Source organism: Paenibacillus polygoni (assembly GCF_030263935.1).
GTDB classification, from domain to species: Bacteria; Bacillota; Bacilli; order Paenibacillales; family Paenibacillaceae; genus Paenibacillus; species Paenibacillus polygoni.
Genome location: NZ_CP127162.1, coordinates 1188139 through 1203929, shown reverse-complemented (window position 1 = coordinate 1203929; position 15791 = coordinate 1188139). Strand labels below are relative to the sequence as shown.

Genomic DNA, 15791 nt, shown 5'->3' with positions numbered 1-15791 from the left:
TCATAAAAAGAGGCACCTTTTCAGGTTTATTTTACTAGAAACCGCTTATCCTTCGTGTGCTGTATCCAAATCAAAGTTCGCTTTGTCGAAAATTTCTTGATCGTTTTCTTTCAGCATCTTACTGGATATCAGACCCGCTGTCATCGAACCGTTGACATTAAGGGCTGTACGTCCCATATCAATCAGTGGCTCTACCGAAATTAGAAGACCGGCAAGACCAACAGGAAGGTTCATGGTGGAAAGTACGATAAGAGAAGCAAAGGTAGCTCCGCCTCCGACACCGGCAACACCAAAGGAACTAATCATAACGACAAGTACTAGGGTTACGTAGAACTGCCAATCCATTGTTACTCCAACGGTAGGAGCAATCATTACCGCCAGCATGGCAGGATAAATCCCTGCGCACCCGTTCTGACCGATCGTTGCACCAAACGAAGCTGACAAGTTAGCGATCCCTTGAGACACGCCAAGCTTTTTCGTTTGTGTTTCAATATTGAGTGGAATGGATGCTGCACTTGAACGAGAAGTAAAGGCAAAAATCAAAGTTGAAATCACTTTTTTAGCATAAGCAATCGGATTAAATCCGAATACAGTAACGAGAATCAAATGAACAATAAACATTAGAGCCAGCGCTACATAGGATGCAATTACGAATTCTCCAAGCTTTAGAATCTCCTGTGCATCCGTTGTTGCCGTGACCTTGGTAATCAAAGCAAGGATTCCGTATGGTGTCAGTCTTAATACTAAAGTTACAATACGCATAACAACCGCGTATAACGAAGTGACTAGCTTGCGGAAAGTATCTGCTTGTTCTGGCTTTTTACGATCCAGTCCAAGTACAGCTGCACCTACAAATGCGGAGAAAATTACAACTGCAATGGTCGACGTACGGCGTTCACCTGTCATATCAGCAAAAGGATTGGTCGGAATAAATGCCAGTACCTGCTGTGGAATAGACAAATCCTGAACATCGCCAAGTTGTTGTTCCAGACGGTCTGCTCTCGCTTGTTCCGCTTCACCACTTTCGATATTAATAGCCTCAAGACCAAACATTTGAGTAACTCCAATACCGATGGTTGCTGCGATCGCAGTCGTAATCAAGAGTGTTCCGATGATCGAACCGCTCATTTTCCCAATGTTCTGATTGCCTTTCAGATTCATGATCGCCGAAATAATGGATACCATAATCAGCGGAGTAACAATCATCTGCAAGAGGCCTACATAACCAGACCCAATAATACTAAACCAGTCAACACTCGTTTTCACTACACCTGTTGTAGCCCCATATATAACTTGAAGCAGAATTCCGAATACCAGACCTAGTCCGAGACCGGTGAATACTCGCTTCGTAAAAGAAATATGCTTCTTTTGCATGCGATACAGGATGCCGACAAGAACCAACATCACTGCCACGTTGATAATAATCTGCAACGTTTCCATGATAACTATTTCCCTCCACATCATCTAATGAACTCTAACGTTCAGACTCGTTTAGTGCTTCTGTCATGTATCCTATATACCCAATTAATCCAATAGGGAAAACAAATAAAAGAATGGCATCTGCATAATCTAGGTCTTTGCGTCTAGGTTAATTTTTATATAATAATTTATACTATATCATAAAACCAATTAAACAGGTAGACTTTTATTAAAATAGAGGATAAACGGCTCTACAACAGCCTAAATCCACATTTTTACTCGATTCAGTCCCATTTATTCTAGGCTTATCAGGTGACAAAATATCCACAATATACCATTCTAATAATTCCGGAAAGCCATCTATTCCTTAACCGCTTCAACCCGCATCTAGGGCTTATGGATGGGGAGCCATAAAAAAAGCCGCGTTTACCAGATAAAATCCTGGATCATCGCGGGCTTTTCTCATCGTTCTCTCCAAACTTCAAACTTCGCTTCAGAAACTCATTTCATGTCATCTGTTTATTACGCAATCCTATTATTTCATATATTTGATCTAGATCTAGATGATTACGAACGATTTCCGCTACACGATCAAACTCCTGTGTTTTGTAGACAGCCGCTTGGAAAGTTTCTCCAATAGGTGAAAGACCTTTCTCTAAACGAAGTCCATCAAGCCAAGCACGCCTGAACTCATCATTATCAAAGAGACCGTGCAGATAGGTTCCCCACACTTTCCCATCTGCAGCTCCGCATCCTTCAAAGTGCCGAGTGTTTACTTCTTCTGCTGAAGAACCTGCTTCTTTTGCTTCTTTTGCTTCTTTTGCTTCTCTTGCTTCTCTTATATCTTCTGTTTCTTTTGTTTCTACTGTGTCTGTGTTTAGAACAAATAACGGTCTGTAGTCTTCACTTCGTAACCCAGCTGACTCATCACTTTCTGTGATTCCCATATGGATTTCATATGCTTCTATCGTAAGTTCTGTTTCCTTGTTCTCAACCACTCGGAGTGGACACTCCTTCGCAGCCGTACCTTTCACTCGAACGGTTCTTTTTTCTTTAGCAAAGGTAGTGACAAGCGGCAACAGGCCAAGGCCTTCTGCTTCTTTTATTTCACTTTCCACAGCAAAAGGATCAAACAATCTTTCACCCAGCATCTGGTATCCACCGCAAATCCCCACAAGCTGAACCTCTCGTTCCTGCCATTGCTCTTGAATCGCACGGTCTAATCCTCTTTCTCTAAGAAAGTTCAGATCGCTGATGGTATCCTTAGTGCCCGGCAGTATAATCACATCAGGCTCACCAAGTTCATCTGCAGTACTGACATAGCGCACAACTACATCAGGCTCCCAGCCCAGTGCATCAAAATCAGTAAAATTAGAAATCCTTGGATACCGAATGACGACGATATCAATTTCTTTCTCTTTTTGTCTGCGATACTGCAGTTCATCCAGTACAACCGAATCCTCAGCTTCAATACGCAGTTCTGGAATATACGGAAGCACCCCAAGTACAGGAATTCCGGTCCGCTCCGTAAGCCAATCCAGCCCTGGCTGCAAAAGCGCAAGATCTCCGCGGAACTTGTTAATAATAAAGCCTTTTACCCTCGCCCGCTCGTGGGGTTCAAGCAGCTCAAGGGTCCCTACTAGCGAAGCAAAGACACCGCCGCGGTCAATATCTGATATCAACAGAACAGGTGCATCAGCCCAGCCTGCCAAATTCATATTCACAATATCCCTGTCTTTCAGGTTTATCTCCGCAGGACTTCCTGCCCCCTCCATCAGCACAATATCATATTGTTCCCGCAAACGATCCAGGGCATCAAGGACAATGGTTTTTGCTTGCGGTAAAAAGTGGTTTCTATAGTCCATCGCGCTCATCTGCATCTTCGGCACTCCATGGACAACAATCTGAGAATGCATATCTTTAATCGGCTTAATCAAGATTGGATTCATATCGGTTGTCGCTGGCAAACCGCAAGCTTCTGCTTGTACTCCTTGCGCTCTTCCAATTTCCTTCCCATCCAGGGTGACATACGAATTAAGCGCCATATTTTGCGATTTGTAAGGAGCCGGCTGGTATCCATCTTGTAAAAAAAGGCGGCACAGCGCCGTTGTCACAATGCTCTTTCCAACATCCGATGCAGTACCTTGAAGCATGAGAACAGCGGCTTTATGCTGTGTTTTTCTTTCATCCTGTCCCATATCAGCGTTCACGTAATATGTACCTTTATTTTCCACGGACTTGTCCCCTTTCTCTCATCACGAGTTACTAGTATTACGTCTTAGGGTGCTATTCCTCAATCTTAGTGCATGATGGTAGTGAGAATAACTAGCAGGAGCAGTCCTACTGCTTCAAGTCCTTCATTAAGCGCTCCATAAATATCTCCCGTTAGTCCCCCAAGGCGTTTGCTGATACGATCCGCAGCCCATTTCCCGCAAGCCCATATACATAGAGGAATAACAAAAAAGGCAGACAGTATAACACCCATATGGAGACTCCATGCAAACGGCGGCCCATCTACAGTATACGCAGCATATAAAAATAAACCGCATGAGATCGCAGAGAGAAGCAGCGTTACCGCTCCCACCTTATAAAGCAGCGCATTCTGAACTCCTGAAAACATTCCTGCTAGGCCCTCTCCGGCCCTAGCCCGTGGATATTTCCCCATGGCATACACCATAAAGAAACGGCTCCATAGAAAAGGCAAGACCGCTGCACCCATGAGAAAAGTTTGTCCCATTAAGCTGTATAGAAGCGTTGCTTTCAGCATCAGCAGAAGAACACAGGCAATTACCCCCATAGCTCCCACCCTGCTGTCCTTCATAATCTCAAGCATTCGTTCTCTGCTTCGGTAACTGAGAAGGGCATCAGCAGAGTCCATCCAGCCGTCTAAGTGAAGCCCTCCTGTGAGCCAAACCCAAATTGTGAGAACTAGCACTGCCGATGGAGCCGGAGGCAATAAGAATCCACTAAGCCAAGCTGCGATCCAGACACAAGTCCCAATACATAAGCCTACAACCGGATAGAACAGAGTGCTTCTTGTCATCAGTTCTGGAGTGAATTCAAGCTGAGTTTTCACCGGAAATCGCGATAAAAACTGAAAAGCGGCCGCAGCCGCTTTTGTATTTTCTCTCATACTTTATACTCCTTGCTCTTCAGTTCGATGGCAATACCAGCCGTTACAAGGAATACCTCCTTGCTGATAGCTGCCATACGCTGATTAAGAATTCCGGCATAATCCCGGTAAATCCGGCCCAGTCGATATTCAGGAACAATCCCGTCTCCCACTTCATTGGTTACCAGAATCATTAGACCTGGATAAGCAGCAACACTGCGAACAAGACGGTCGATCTCTTCCATTATTGCCTCAGGTCCCTCGTTTTCTTTGGCCATCAAAACGTTAGAAAGCCATAACGTAAGACAGTCAAGTAATATCGTAGGAACAGGCAGCGTTGCTTCCATTAACCCGTTCAATGTTTCAGCTACTTTGAGCGGTTCTTCAATCGTATGCCATAGATATGCACCGTCCTCCCGCTGACTGCGATGTGCAGCAATTCGGTCGGTCATCTCTTGGTCATAAGCTTGCGCTGTCGCCATATAGATGGCTTCTGAAGACCGGCTCATGCACAGTTTCTCAGCAAATGTACTTTTACCGCTGCGTGCACCGCCCGTTACGAGAATAATCATAATTCGGCCTCTGCCTTCTCATTACCTCCAGAAACACCTGCACTGCTAAATGTAGCCATCTCATCCATAATTCTTCCTGCCGCTTCAATCAGATGAAGGCATAGAACACCGCCTGTTCCCTCACCGAGTCTCATTCCCACCTGAAGCAACGGAGAGAGTTCCAACGTTTGCAGAAGTGCTGCATGTCCTCTTTCTTCTGACATATGAGAAGCTATCATATAATTTCGGCATGCCGGTGCAATACGGCTCGCTACCAAAGCAGCAGCGGTAGAAATATACCCATCAATAACAACCGGACACTTCAAAGCAGCGGAGCCGATAATGACACCTGCAAGACCCGCAATATCTAGTCCACCGACTTTAGCAAGTACGTCGATTGGATCATTCGGAGCCGGCTGGTTAAGCTGTATTGCCCGGGCAATCACATTTGCTTTATGCTGAACACCTGCTTGATCAAGACCCGTCCCTTTGCCTGTTGCCTCCTGCACGCTGACTCCCGTAAGCACACTGGTAACTGCTGCACTTGGTGTTGTATTGCCAATTCCCATCTCTCCAGTAACGAATAACTGCGTTCCTTTTCTTACGGATTCTTGAACAACGTCGATCCCCGTAAGAATCGCTTGAAGCGCTTCTTCTCTGCTCATAGCAGGACCCTTCGCCATATTTGCCGTTCCTTTGCGTACAGAACGAGATACAAGGTCGGGATGAACAGGTTCACCATTCACACCAATATCGACGCATATCACTTCAGCACCTGCATGACGAGCGAGTACATTTACGGCTGCCCCGCCAGCAAGAAAATTATGAACCATTTGCTGCGTCACCTCAGCTGGGAAACTGCTGACTCCTTCTTCCACAACTCCATGATCTGATGCCATCACAATAACGGCTTTTTTAGAAAAGCTTGGCTGTTTCTTTCCTGTAATCCCTGCTAAGCGGATCGTGAGCTCTTCTAACTTACCCAGACTCCCTGGGGGTTTCGTTAAGTCATCCAAATGATCTGCAGCCGCCTTCTGCGCTGCCTCATCTAATGCAGTAATCTGCTGAACCCATGCTTTTAATTGCTGTTCTCTCTCCATGGTATCTCCATCCTTATCCGCTGCTGTTGTACAGCTTGTATATAACGATTATAACGAAAAGTGAGTAAATACTTCAAAAGAAATCATGCAATTTTCATATTGAATTTAAAAAGAAGACAAGTCGTTCTCTTTGGCTGAAAAAAAGAAGACCTGATTTATGGATGTCAGGCCCTCTTCTATGTTGTTCTGATATTAAGATCATCTCACTCTTGCTGTTTACGCAGTAAAAACTGAGGGATATGATGATCCGGATGTTGAACCATTACAGGCTGGATCTCAAACAGTCCTCTAATATTCTCCTCCGTAAGCACCTCAGCAGGCGTACCCTGAAGGAAAAGCTGGCCCTCTTTTAGTGCACATAAATAATTACAATAAAGAGAAGCTAGATTCAAATCATGCAGTACAGCAATAATCGTAATCCCTGTACTTTGCTGCCAGTGTGCCAGAAGATCCATGAACTGCAGCTGATAACGAACATCAAGAAAAGTGGTCGGTTCGTCTAGCAGCAGGATTTCAGGTTCTTGCACCATTACTTTGGCAAGAGCTACCCGCTGCCTTTGTCCTCCGCTAAGTTCATCAAGTCTGCGTTCCGCAAGAGAAGTAAGATCCAGCTTCTTCAGAACCTGCTCTATTTTTTCTTCTCCAAAGCCCTGGTCTCTCCCCAGCCAGTCTTGGTAGGGATATCTCCCCATGGCCACAACGTCCCTGACGGAATAACCAATCTCAGGTAATCCATCTTGCTGTAGAACAGCAATGATTCGCGAGAGTTCTTTACGGCTGTAATCTTGAACTGGTTTGCCTTTTATATGGATCGTGCCCTGGTTTGGTGACAGGATACCGGATAGTAAATGAAGCAAAGTAGACTTTCCGCTCCCGTTCGGCCCAACAATCCCCCACCAGTCACCTTCCTCAGCGGTGAAATGAATGTCATCCAGTGCGGTGAACTGACTGTACTCTTTTCGGAGTGCCCTAGCTTCCACCACAGGAACTGTAGACGAGATTTCAGACTGATGATCGAAATTTTCTGTCATCCGCTGATGCCTCCTCGCCGTTTTTTATTCCGATGTAATAAGTAAGCAAAGAACGGAGCCCCTACAAAAGCAGTCAGTACACCAAGCGGAATCTCCGTAGGAGCGAGTATGGTCCGGGCGCCCATATCCGCCCAGGCCAGAAAGATACCTCCGCCTAGCGCAGATAAAGGAATAATCAATCGGTAATCGGGTCCGACAAGGAGTCTGATGATATGAGGAACAACAAGCCCCACAAAACCAATCACACCCGCGACAGATACGGCTGCAGCCGTTAACAGCGTAGATACCAAGAGTACAGATACTTTGAGTAAGTCTACCCTGACCCCAAGGTGTGCTGCTTGTCTTTCTCCTAGTGCCAACAAATTAAGCGACCTGCCTCTGCACCATAGATAGATCAACCCAACCCCTACATAAGGGAAAAGGATGGCCGTGTAAGACCATCCCCGTAAACTTAGGCTTCCCATCGTCCAGAACAAAATTTGGTTTACCGTGTCCTTTGACATGGCGGTCAGAAAAGAAACAACAGCTCCTAGAAAAGCATTCATCACAACACCGGACAAAATCAAATTGTTCGTCGGTATTTTCCCGCCTTCTCTAGCCAGCATCAAAACACCCCATAGTGTAATGACACCTGCTATAAAAGCAACGAGCGGCAGCATCCATTCGCCAAGCCAAGCATACTCTAGACCCAAATAAATGAGGAGTGCTGCTCCAACAGAAGCACCCGCCGATACCCCAAGCGTATAAGGATCTGCCAGCGGGTTACGAAGTACACCCTGAAATCCTGCACCGGCAACAGCCAGCGCTGCACCAACCAGGATACCAAGCAGCACTCGCGGTAAACGCACCTTCATAATGATCTGTTCTGACGATGTATTCCATATGGGTTCAATGAACCCATCCATCCCTGGAATGTGACTTATAAGAATCCCTGCGATATGTCGAATCGGAAGATGTACTGACCCGATCGCAAGACATAGCAGCAGGGTCAGTACAAGCAGGACGATTCCTATTAATCCATATCCTGCCAGTTTCTTTTTCATTGGAACAGATCCGGATAGACTGCTTTCGCTACTTCTTTGAGTCCTTCCGTTACACGCGGACCTGGGCGGCTAAGCAGATTAGCATTAATCGAGATTACTTGCTCGTTCTTAATTGCCGTAATCTCATTCCAGCCATCGCGAGCTTTAATGATCTCATCGAGTGTTTTGTCATTGTCTACCACATCACTTGCATACAGAATGACATCTGGGTTTGCCGCAATGATACTTTCCTCACTGATTTCAAACCAGCCTTCTGCATCTCCAGCCACATTCACTCCGCCTGCAAGGGTAATGACTTCATCCATAAACTCACCTTTACCTACCGTCCAGCCTGGAGAAAATTCTACATATACTTGTTTTTTCTGATCACCCGAAAGAGATGCTACTTTGTCTTGTACTTCTTTCACATCTGCTTTCATTTTTGCGATGACTTCTTGCGCTTGTTCTTGATGATTTGTAATTTGTCCATATACTTCAATATTTTTCATTACATCTTCAATTGTTTTTGGATCTGTTTTGAAAATAACGATGCCAAGATCGCGCAGTTTCTGCACTGCTGCCTCATCCATCGAAATACCTGTAAAGACAATATCCGGCTCAGCCGCAATGATCGCCTCTGCATTAGGTGTATACAGGCTGCCCATCTTCGGCTTGTCCTTCACTTCTTCTGGGTAATCGTCATAGTCGGATACTCCCACAATTTGCTCGGCAAGTCCGATCGCGTATAGCGATTCGGTCTCTGCTGGCGATACAGACACGATTTTTTCAGGCGCCTTTTCAAAAGTAAATGACTCTCCTGTGGCATCCGTGATTGTCAGAGGATATACCGTCTCGAGACTAGCCTCTTCTTGGTTTTCTGCTCCGGTACCTTGCTCTGTTGTCTGACCTGTACCTTGTCCTTCTGATGGGGTCTCATTACCGCACGCTGCAAGCATGATTGCGAGCATGAGTGACATCAAAATGGATAAAAATCGACCATTCATTTTTTTCATTCTTCTCTCCCTCTCTTTATAAGTGAAGCCAACGACCTTATTAGGTATGAACACCAAACAACCCTGCTCCTATCATAAGAACAAGGTTACGTCTCGCTGCTGCTCCCTCTAATAGAAAGGCTCAACAAATAAGCAAAACGTATCCTTTCCTCGAAGGATTACACGTTTATCAAAGGGCAAGGCAGGTCTCCTGACTATCCAAGTTTGAAGTAACAGCTTGCCCCCTTCCCATTTCCTATAGACGAAAACAGTGGATTCATTGCAGCTGTCCCTGGTATACAGTGGCGGGACCGTGCCGGATTTGCACCGGCTTCCCTTTTAACCAAAAGAATGAAATGCTTTTATTCTTCTGGACCTTGCTCGGTATGATCGACTTTTGATATGTACTCATATGAAGTCTTTATGTATTTTAGATGTTCATTTCAATTCGTATCAGGCCTTCACATCTTTTGCCATTATAGGGGAAAGCTGAATTTTCGACAACTATACTTTCCCTTTATATTCCAAAATAAACGGTTTAAGTATTAGAAAATTACTTTCATATCCCTTTCGTAGCTTCAATTATCTATTTTTTGTACCGAAAGCTCTCCGCCTGACAAAGTAAAACGAAGTACAAGACACTCCCCCGGACGGGGCATAAACGAATTAAATTCTGCTTCAGCAAGCCATTTAGCAGTCCATTGCCTGATCACTCCGCCATGAGTTACCACAAGCATCTTAGGTACTTCGTTATCATCTCCCCTGTCCTGATCGTTACTCCGTCTAGATCCATATAGATAAGGCCCCATTCGTTCTTCCACAAACTTCTCTATTCTTTCGGAAAAATGAGAAAACGTCTCTGCTCCTGGCGGGGTCACACCAAGAGGATTATCAATCCACTGACGATACTTCGGATCATGCTGGAGCATCTCATACGTCTGTCCTTCATATTCTCCAAAATGGTATTCCCTGAGCCTTGCATCAAGGACAGCTCTATGAGCCTGTTCGGGGACGATAATATCCAGTGTCTCTATGCACCGGATAAGATCACTTCCATAGATCTGTTCAAACTGAATATGCCTAAGGGATGTGCGAAGTCCTGCGAGCTCCTCCTTTGCTTTAGGAAGCAGTGGAAGATCGGTGTGTCCCAAATATCTTCTTTGCTGATTCCAGATTGTAAGACCATGCCGGACTAAATAAACATCGACAGAAGGTATATTGTTTTGAGGCGTACTCACCACAGCCACCCCGCTCCTGTAATAGACAGCAGCCATAACAATACCACCAGAATGACTACGAATAGACTTGATGATATATACATCATCGCAATCGTTGTCCGTATATGCCCCGCTTCCATCTCATGATAGGGCTCGCCCATATAAGCACGGAAAGAACGAACCCCGTGGTAGACGTTATATCCTCCAAGCCGAATTCCAAGCGCACCGGCAGCCGCGGATTCTGGATAACCGCCGTTAGGACTTGGGTGCTTGCGGGCATCCCGCTTCACCGTGCGCACACTATTTTTCACATGTAGACCTAATACCCCAGCGGAAGCAAATAGCAGAAGTGCTGTAATCCGTGCGGGGATAAAGTTTGCAATATCATCCAGTCTAGCAGAGGCCATACCCAGCGATTTATATTTTTCATTTTTATAGCCGACCATGGAGTCAAGGGTGTTTACCGCGCGGTAAGCCATCGCAAGAGGTGCTCCCCCAAGAAAAGCGAAAAACAGCGGAGAGATAATCGCATCCACAATATTCTCGGCTACCGTTTCAACGGTACCTCGCACTACTTCAGAGGATTCCAGCTGTTTGGTATCTCTGCCTACAATCATACCAAGTGCAGCTCTTGCTTCTGGCAATTTGCCGGCTCTAAGATGTTTATATACTTCTATGCCTGCATCTCGCAGTCCCTTCGTCGCAACTGTTGTCGCAATCAGCAGAATTTCCCCCGCTATCGCAAGCGCAGGATGGATATAGAACAGTAGTTTTAGTAATGCCCAAGTCAGAATAAACGCACCAGTCACAATGAATATGGGAAAAAGAAACCCGGCATAGCGCAAACCTCGGTCTGTTGTCACTTTTCTGCGAATGATGTTCTCAAGGCCCGTAATCGCCTTTCCCATAGCAATAACCGGATGAGGAATCCACCTGGGGTCACCGATGATAAGGTCCAGGGTGTAAGCCGCTAGAATAATCCAAGCTCCAATCACGAGAACTGCCTCCTTTCTGCTGTATAACCTGAAGCACATAAACTCTCGGTAACGGACTGATAGACAAGCCGGCCAATACAATCGCCAAGTCGAGTTGCCGTGCCCGCATAAGCATGCGTTAGTCTCGCTTCTGTTCCGTCTGCAGCAAGCCCGCTCGCTCCAATAACGATGGCATCTGTTGTTGTTCCCGTAGCAGATTGTCCATTCTCTGCATCTCTTACACCTAAATCCTGGAGAGCGGCAACTTTGGCTTCAACTGCCGTTTGCACTGCATTCACAAGCGCATATGGGGTTAATTTACCGGCAATGAACAGCATGATATTAATCGTACCCGGCGTATAACCGGCATTAAATACCGTCCGCTTGGACCCTGCTCTTGCTCCATTTGATACCCCTGCAGTGGTACAACATAATAAAACTGCTCCATCGGTCTCGTCTTCCAGAATAGAAGCATGCTCTAATTTCACTGCGGTTAACAAACCTGCCGTCTGCTGAGCTGGATGTCCCCATTTTTCAAGCAGTTCTTGAATATCTCTCACAGGGTCACTTGAATCATAATGACGATCCACGTATATATTTACAGCACGGCTAAGACGATTCATCCCGCCTCCATAAATACTGCTGGAGATGGTATCCAGCATTTGAGGAGACTCTAGAAGCAGATGGCGTTCATATCGGGAAATGGTCAACCCCGGCCACTGCCTGGATGAATACAAGACCGGTAAATCTTTTGATTCAGAATCTGTATGTAAGAATGGCGTCGCCATTACTTTGCTCCCTCCATGATCTGCCCAAATGTCTCTAAAAACTGTATGTTTTGTTCTGTACCCTTCACCGCAATACGAAAAGCATACTCCGTAAGCCCGGGATACATCGCGCAGCTGCGAATCAGTATTCCTCTTCGTCCCATCGCATCCTGCAGTGCAGCAACAGTCCAAGGAGGGTTTCCCTCCGCGAGCAGATAATTCGCTTCTCCTGGATATACAATAAACCCATATTTTCTAAGACCCTCGGTAAGTCTTTTTCTCTCCGCTGTAATCAGCGATATCGTATTTTCCTCATAGGAAGAATGCGCCTGCGCCTGAAGACAAGCTTCCCCTGCAAGCAGGGCAAGACCATTCACACTCCAGGTCACCTGCTTCTGTGCCATAAAACGAATGAGGTCAGGACATGCGAGTGCATAACCAAGTCTAAGACCCGGAATGGCATAAAATTTAGTCATCGAACGAATGATGATGACTTCTGGATATTTTTCTAATGAAGGTGCAAGTGAATTGCGGTCTTCCTCCGGGATAAAATCAATAAAAGCTTCATCAATAACCAGCTTTGTTTTGGTTAAATGCGCCTTCCTCGCCAGCGTCTCAAGATCCATCAAGGAGTACTGAACCCCGTTTGGATTATTCGGCTGACCAATAAATAGAACCTGCACCCTCTCCATCAGCGCTGCAATGTCGCTTACGTCTGCTCGGTATCCATTGTCCTGCCGGCCATACACAGAATCGACTTTGGCACCAAACTGCAGAGCAAGTGAGCGGTACTCAGAGAAACCCGGCTCAATCGTTCCAACTGTCTGCGGTGACAATGCCATAAGCAGAAGGGCCATACATTCCGCCGCACCATTACCGATTAGAATATGGTCTTCTTCTAGCTTTACATGTTCAGATAATCTCCGTTTTATCGCCCGGTGTCCCGGATCGGGGTAACGAATAATTTCTTTCCAGCCTTTTTTCAGTGCCGCCATTACTTCCTCAGGTGGTCCAAGGGGATTGATATTTGCACTATAATCAAGAAAGTCAGCAGCACGCATTCCGTACTTAAGAGCAGCCGTTTCTACATCCCCGCCATGTCCATAGATTTCAATCAAAGTCATGTCCTTCCTCTCTTTGCTGCATTACAGCATCACGTACCCATTATGATGGCAGAAATTAGATAGCGTCAATGGGATTTCCCTTTTGTATCGTTTGCGTTCTTGGTTTACAATAAGAGGTGAGTCTTCTTGTTTTCATCAGAATTGTTCGGGGCGTCTCCCGCTTATGATTCTTGAATACATATTTTATAAGGTATCGGAGGAAATCACCATGTTGTTTATTGACAATCAAGGCATTACAGATCCCCGGATTAACCTCGCCATCGAGGAATATGCCCTTAAACACTTGTCTTTGGACGAGAGTTATTTGCTGTTTTATATCAACGCTCCCTCTATTATCATTGGGAAACATCAGAACACCATCGAAGAAATTAACCAGGAGTATGTACAGCAGAATGGAATCACAGTCGTGCGCAGACTTTCGGGCGGCGGTGCCGTATATCATGATTTAGGCAATCTGAACTTCAGCTTTATTACAAAAGATGACGGTAATTCATTCCACAACTTCCGTAAGTTTACCCAGCCTGTTGTTGAAGCACTGCACCAACTGGGAGTAAACGCAGAGCTTACGGGACGTAATGATCTTCAAGTCGGCGAACAAAAAATTTCAGGTAATGCCCAGTTTGCAACTCGCGGCCGCATGTTCAGCCATGGTACCCTCATGTTCGATCTGAACCTCGAGGATGTACAAGCTTCATTAAAAGTGAATCCTGAGAAATTCAAATCGAAGAGCACCAAATCTGTACGCAGCCGTGTAACGAATATCCGCTCTTTAATGGATAAAGACATGACTATTGTGGAATTCCGCGAAGAACTTCTTCGTCATATTTTTGGCATGGAAGCAAGTGAAGTTCCTCAGTATCATCTAACAGAAGAAGATTGGAAGAAGATTCACAAAATTTCCAAAGAACGTTATCAGAATTGGGATTGGAACTATGGACAGTCACCGGAAAGTAACGTAAAACACTCGAAGAAATTCCCTGTCGGTATTATTGATCTTCGTATGAATATCAAAGAAGGCCGAATCGATGATATTAAAATCTATGGTGACTTCTTTGGTGTAGGAGATGTCGCTGATATTGAGAACTTGCTTCGCGGCAAACGTTATGAGGATGCGGAAGTTAGAGAAGCGCTCAAAGACGTTGATGTGAAACATTATTTTGGCAATCTCGAGATGGAAGACTTTATCGGTCTTGTGTTTCTTGAAGAGTAGCATTACCCTTTAGAGTTATTACGCACTAATAAAGCCCTATCATAGAACAAGATATAGAGGAGAGAAACCATGACTTACAAACTAATCGCAATCGATATTGACGATACCCTCATTAACGACGACAAAGAAGTAACCCCTGCAACACAAAGTGCACTCGAAGCAGCCGTAGCCAAAGACGTAGTTGTTACCCTTGCAACCGGACGTGCTTATGCTTCTGCTCAAGCCATTGCTAGACAAACGGGACTCAATGTTCCCATCATTACGTACCAAGGTGCGCTGATCAAAAACCTGATGGATGAAGAAGTTCTTTATGAACGTTATGTTCCTCAAGATGCAGCTCGCAAGCTTTACGAGTTCTGTCTTGAACGAAATCTTCACCTTCAAACTTATATTGACGACAAGCTGTACTCCCGTGAAGAGAATCAGAAGCTGATCGACTACTGCAAGCTGAACAAGACTCCTTATTATATTGAACCTGATTTCATGAAAATGATTGAGCAGCCTGCACCGAAACTGCTCATCATCGATACACCGGAACTGCTGGACGAAATCGCACCACAGCTTCGTGAACTGCTCGGCAGCGAGGTTCATATTACCAAATCTAAACCGCATTTCCTTGAAATCATGCATCATGAAGGTACCAAAGGCCATGCGCTGACTTTCCTTTCAAACCATTTTGGTGTGGATCTGAAAGATACCATTGCCGTAGGTGATTCCTGGAATGACCATGAAATGCTCGAAGCTGCTGGTCTAGGTGTAGCTATGGGTAATGCCATTCCTGCACTGAAGGAAATTGCTGACTATGTTACGCTAACTAACAACGAAGACGGAATCAAGCACGTCATTGAGAAGTTTGTTCTGAATGCGTAAGCTCCTTTAAAATTAGCCCCGGAACCGATTTGGTTTCGGGGTTATTTGTGATATGGAGGACACGACAGATATAGAGCATTGTTTCTGTTGTAAAAATATACCTTTCGAGTATAGTAAAGGAATACGTTATGTACACGTTAATTCACAAAGTCAGGGGGCTATCTATTTGGAATCAGGACTGCTTATTGGACTTGTTGTCGTCGTGTCTGCGCTTTTGATGTATTCCTTCTTCTATACAATCAAAAAAGGTTATTCAAAAAAGTGGGATGAAGAAGACTCCTAATCTAATCTAATCTAATCTAATCTAATCTAATCCATACAATACAATCATACATACTTGCATACTTACTTTACTTACATACATTTGTTCAACCCAAAAAAGGGCATAAGATAAGGATCAAA

Annotated in this window: 14 protein-coding genes and 1 riboswitch; of the genes, 2 read left to right on the top strand and 12 right to left on the bottom strand. The window is 45.1% G+C overall.

Features of this window, described 5'->3' with window-relative positions; genetic code table 11:
* Nucleotides 1–45: 45 nt before the first annotated feature.
* The 12 genes from QPK24_RS05740 to cobD form a co-directional block, all read right to left on the bottom strand.
* Nucleotides 46–1440: an L-cystine transporter gene (locus tag QPK24_RS05740; protein ID WP_285746934.1), complete on the bottom strand. Its 1395-nt coding sequence runs from the start codon at nt 1438–1440 to the stop codon at nt 46–48.
* A 485-nt stretch (nt 1441–1925) separates the two neighbouring features.
* On the bottom strand, nt 1926–3617 hold the full coding sequence (locus QPK24_RS05735) for a cobyric acid synthase (RefSeq protein ID WP_407082993.1): 1692 nt from the start codon (nt 3615–3617) through the stop codon (nt 1926–1928).
* Between the two features lie 101 nt (nt 3618–3718).
* Nucleotides 3719–4552 carry an adenosylcobinamide-GDP ribazoletransferase gene (cobS, locus tag QPK24_RS05730; RefSeq protein WP_285746932.1) on the bottom strand — a complete coding sequence of 278 codons (834 nt, stop codon included), beginning with the start codon at nt 4550–4552 and terminating at the stop codon, nt 3719–3721.
* The gene (gene cobU / locus QPK24_RS05725) at nt 4549–5103 is read right to left on the bottom strand and encodes a bifunctional adenosylcobinamide kinase/adenosylcobinamide-phosphate guanylyltransferase (protein WP_285746929.1); all 555 of its coding nucleotides are present in this window, start codon (nt 5101–5103) and stop codon (nt 4549–4551) included. Before cobU ends, cobS begins: the two co-directional genes overlap by 4 nt.
* Nucleotides 5100–6182: a nicotinate-nucleotide--dimethylbenzimidazole phosphoribosyltransferase gene (gene cobT, locus QPK24_RS05720; RefSeq protein WP_285746927.1), complete on the bottom strand. Its 1083-nt coding sequence runs from the start codon at nt 6180–6182 to the stop codon at nt 5100–5102. The genes cobU and cobT overlap by 4 nt, the downstream gene beginning before the upstream one ends.
* A 203-nt stretch (nt 6183–6385) precedes the next feature.
* The gene (locus tag QPK24_RS05715; protein ID WP_285746925.1) at nt 6386–7213 is read right to left on the bottom strand and encodes an ABC transporter ATP-binding protein; all 828 of its coding nucleotides are present in this window, start codon (nt 7211–7213) and stop codon (nt 6386–6388) included.
* Nucleotides 7210–8256, bottom strand: coding sequence for a FecCD family ABC transporter permease (locus tag QPK24_RS05710; protein WP_285746922.1), 1047 nt, complete (start codon nt 8254–8256; stop codon nt 7210–7212). The genes QPK24_RS05715 and QPK24_RS05710 overlap by 4 nt, the downstream gene beginning before the upstream one ends.
* A complete protein-coding gene (locus tag QPK24_RS05705; RefSeq protein WP_285749116.1) occupies nt 8253–9239 on the bottom strand; it encodes an ABC transporter substrate-binding protein in 987 nt (328 codons plus the stop codon). The genes QPK24_RS05710 and QPK24_RS05705 overlap by 4 nt, the downstream gene beginning before the upstream one ends.
* Nucleotides 9240–9411: 172 nt before the next feature.
* Nucleotides 9412–9622, bottom strand: a riboswitch (cobalamin riboswitch).
* Between the two features lie 183 nt (nt 9623–9805).
* Entirely contained in the window at nt 9806–10465 is a 660-nt protein-coding gene (locus QPK24_RS05700) for a histidine phosphatase family protein (RefSeq protein ID WP_285746920.1), read from the bottom strand.
* Nucleotides 10462–11439 carry an adenosylcobinamide-phosphate synthase CbiB gene (gene cbiB / locus QPK24_RS05695; protein ID WP_285746918.1) on the bottom strand — a complete coding sequence of 326 codons (978 nt, stop codon included), beginning with the start codon at nt 11437–11439 and terminating at the stop codon, nt 10462–10464. The genes QPK24_RS05700 and cbiB overlap by 4 nt, the downstream gene beginning before the upstream one ends.
* Nucleotides 11436–12206 carry an adenosylcobinamide amidohydrolase gene (locus tag QPK24_RS05690; RefSeq protein WP_285746916.1) on the bottom strand — a complete coding sequence of 257 codons (771 nt, stop codon included), beginning with the start codon at nt 12204–12206 and terminating at the stop codon, nt 11436–11438. The genes cbiB and QPK24_RS05690 overlap by 4 nt, the downstream gene beginning before the upstream one ends.
* On the bottom strand, nt 12206–13309 hold the full coding sequence (cobD, locus tag QPK24_RS05685; RefSeq protein ID WP_285746914.1) for a threonine-phosphate decarboxylase CobD: 1104 nt from the start codon (nt 13307–13309) through the stop codon (nt 12206–12208). The genes QPK24_RS05690 and cobD overlap by 1 nt, the downstream gene beginning before the upstream one ends.
* Nucleotides 13310–13517: 208 nt before the next feature.
* Here cobD and QPK24_RS05680 point away from each other — a divergent pair, with 208 nt between their 5' ends.
* Both QPK24_RS05680 and QPK24_RS05675 read left to right on the top strand, forming a co-directional pair.
* Nucleotides 13518–14519, top strand: coding sequence for a lipoate--protein ligase (locus tag QPK24_RS05680; RefSeq protein WP_285746912.1), 1002 nt, complete (start codon nt 13518–13520; stop codon nt 14517–14519).
* A gap of 69 nt (nt 14520–14588) precedes the next feature.
* Entirely contained in the window at nt 14589–15389 is an 801-nt protein-coding gene (locus tag QPK24_RS05675) for a Cof-type HAD-IIB family hydrolase (protein ID WP_285746910.1), read from the top strand.
* The last annotated feature ends 402 nt before the right edge of the window (nt 15390–15791 follow it).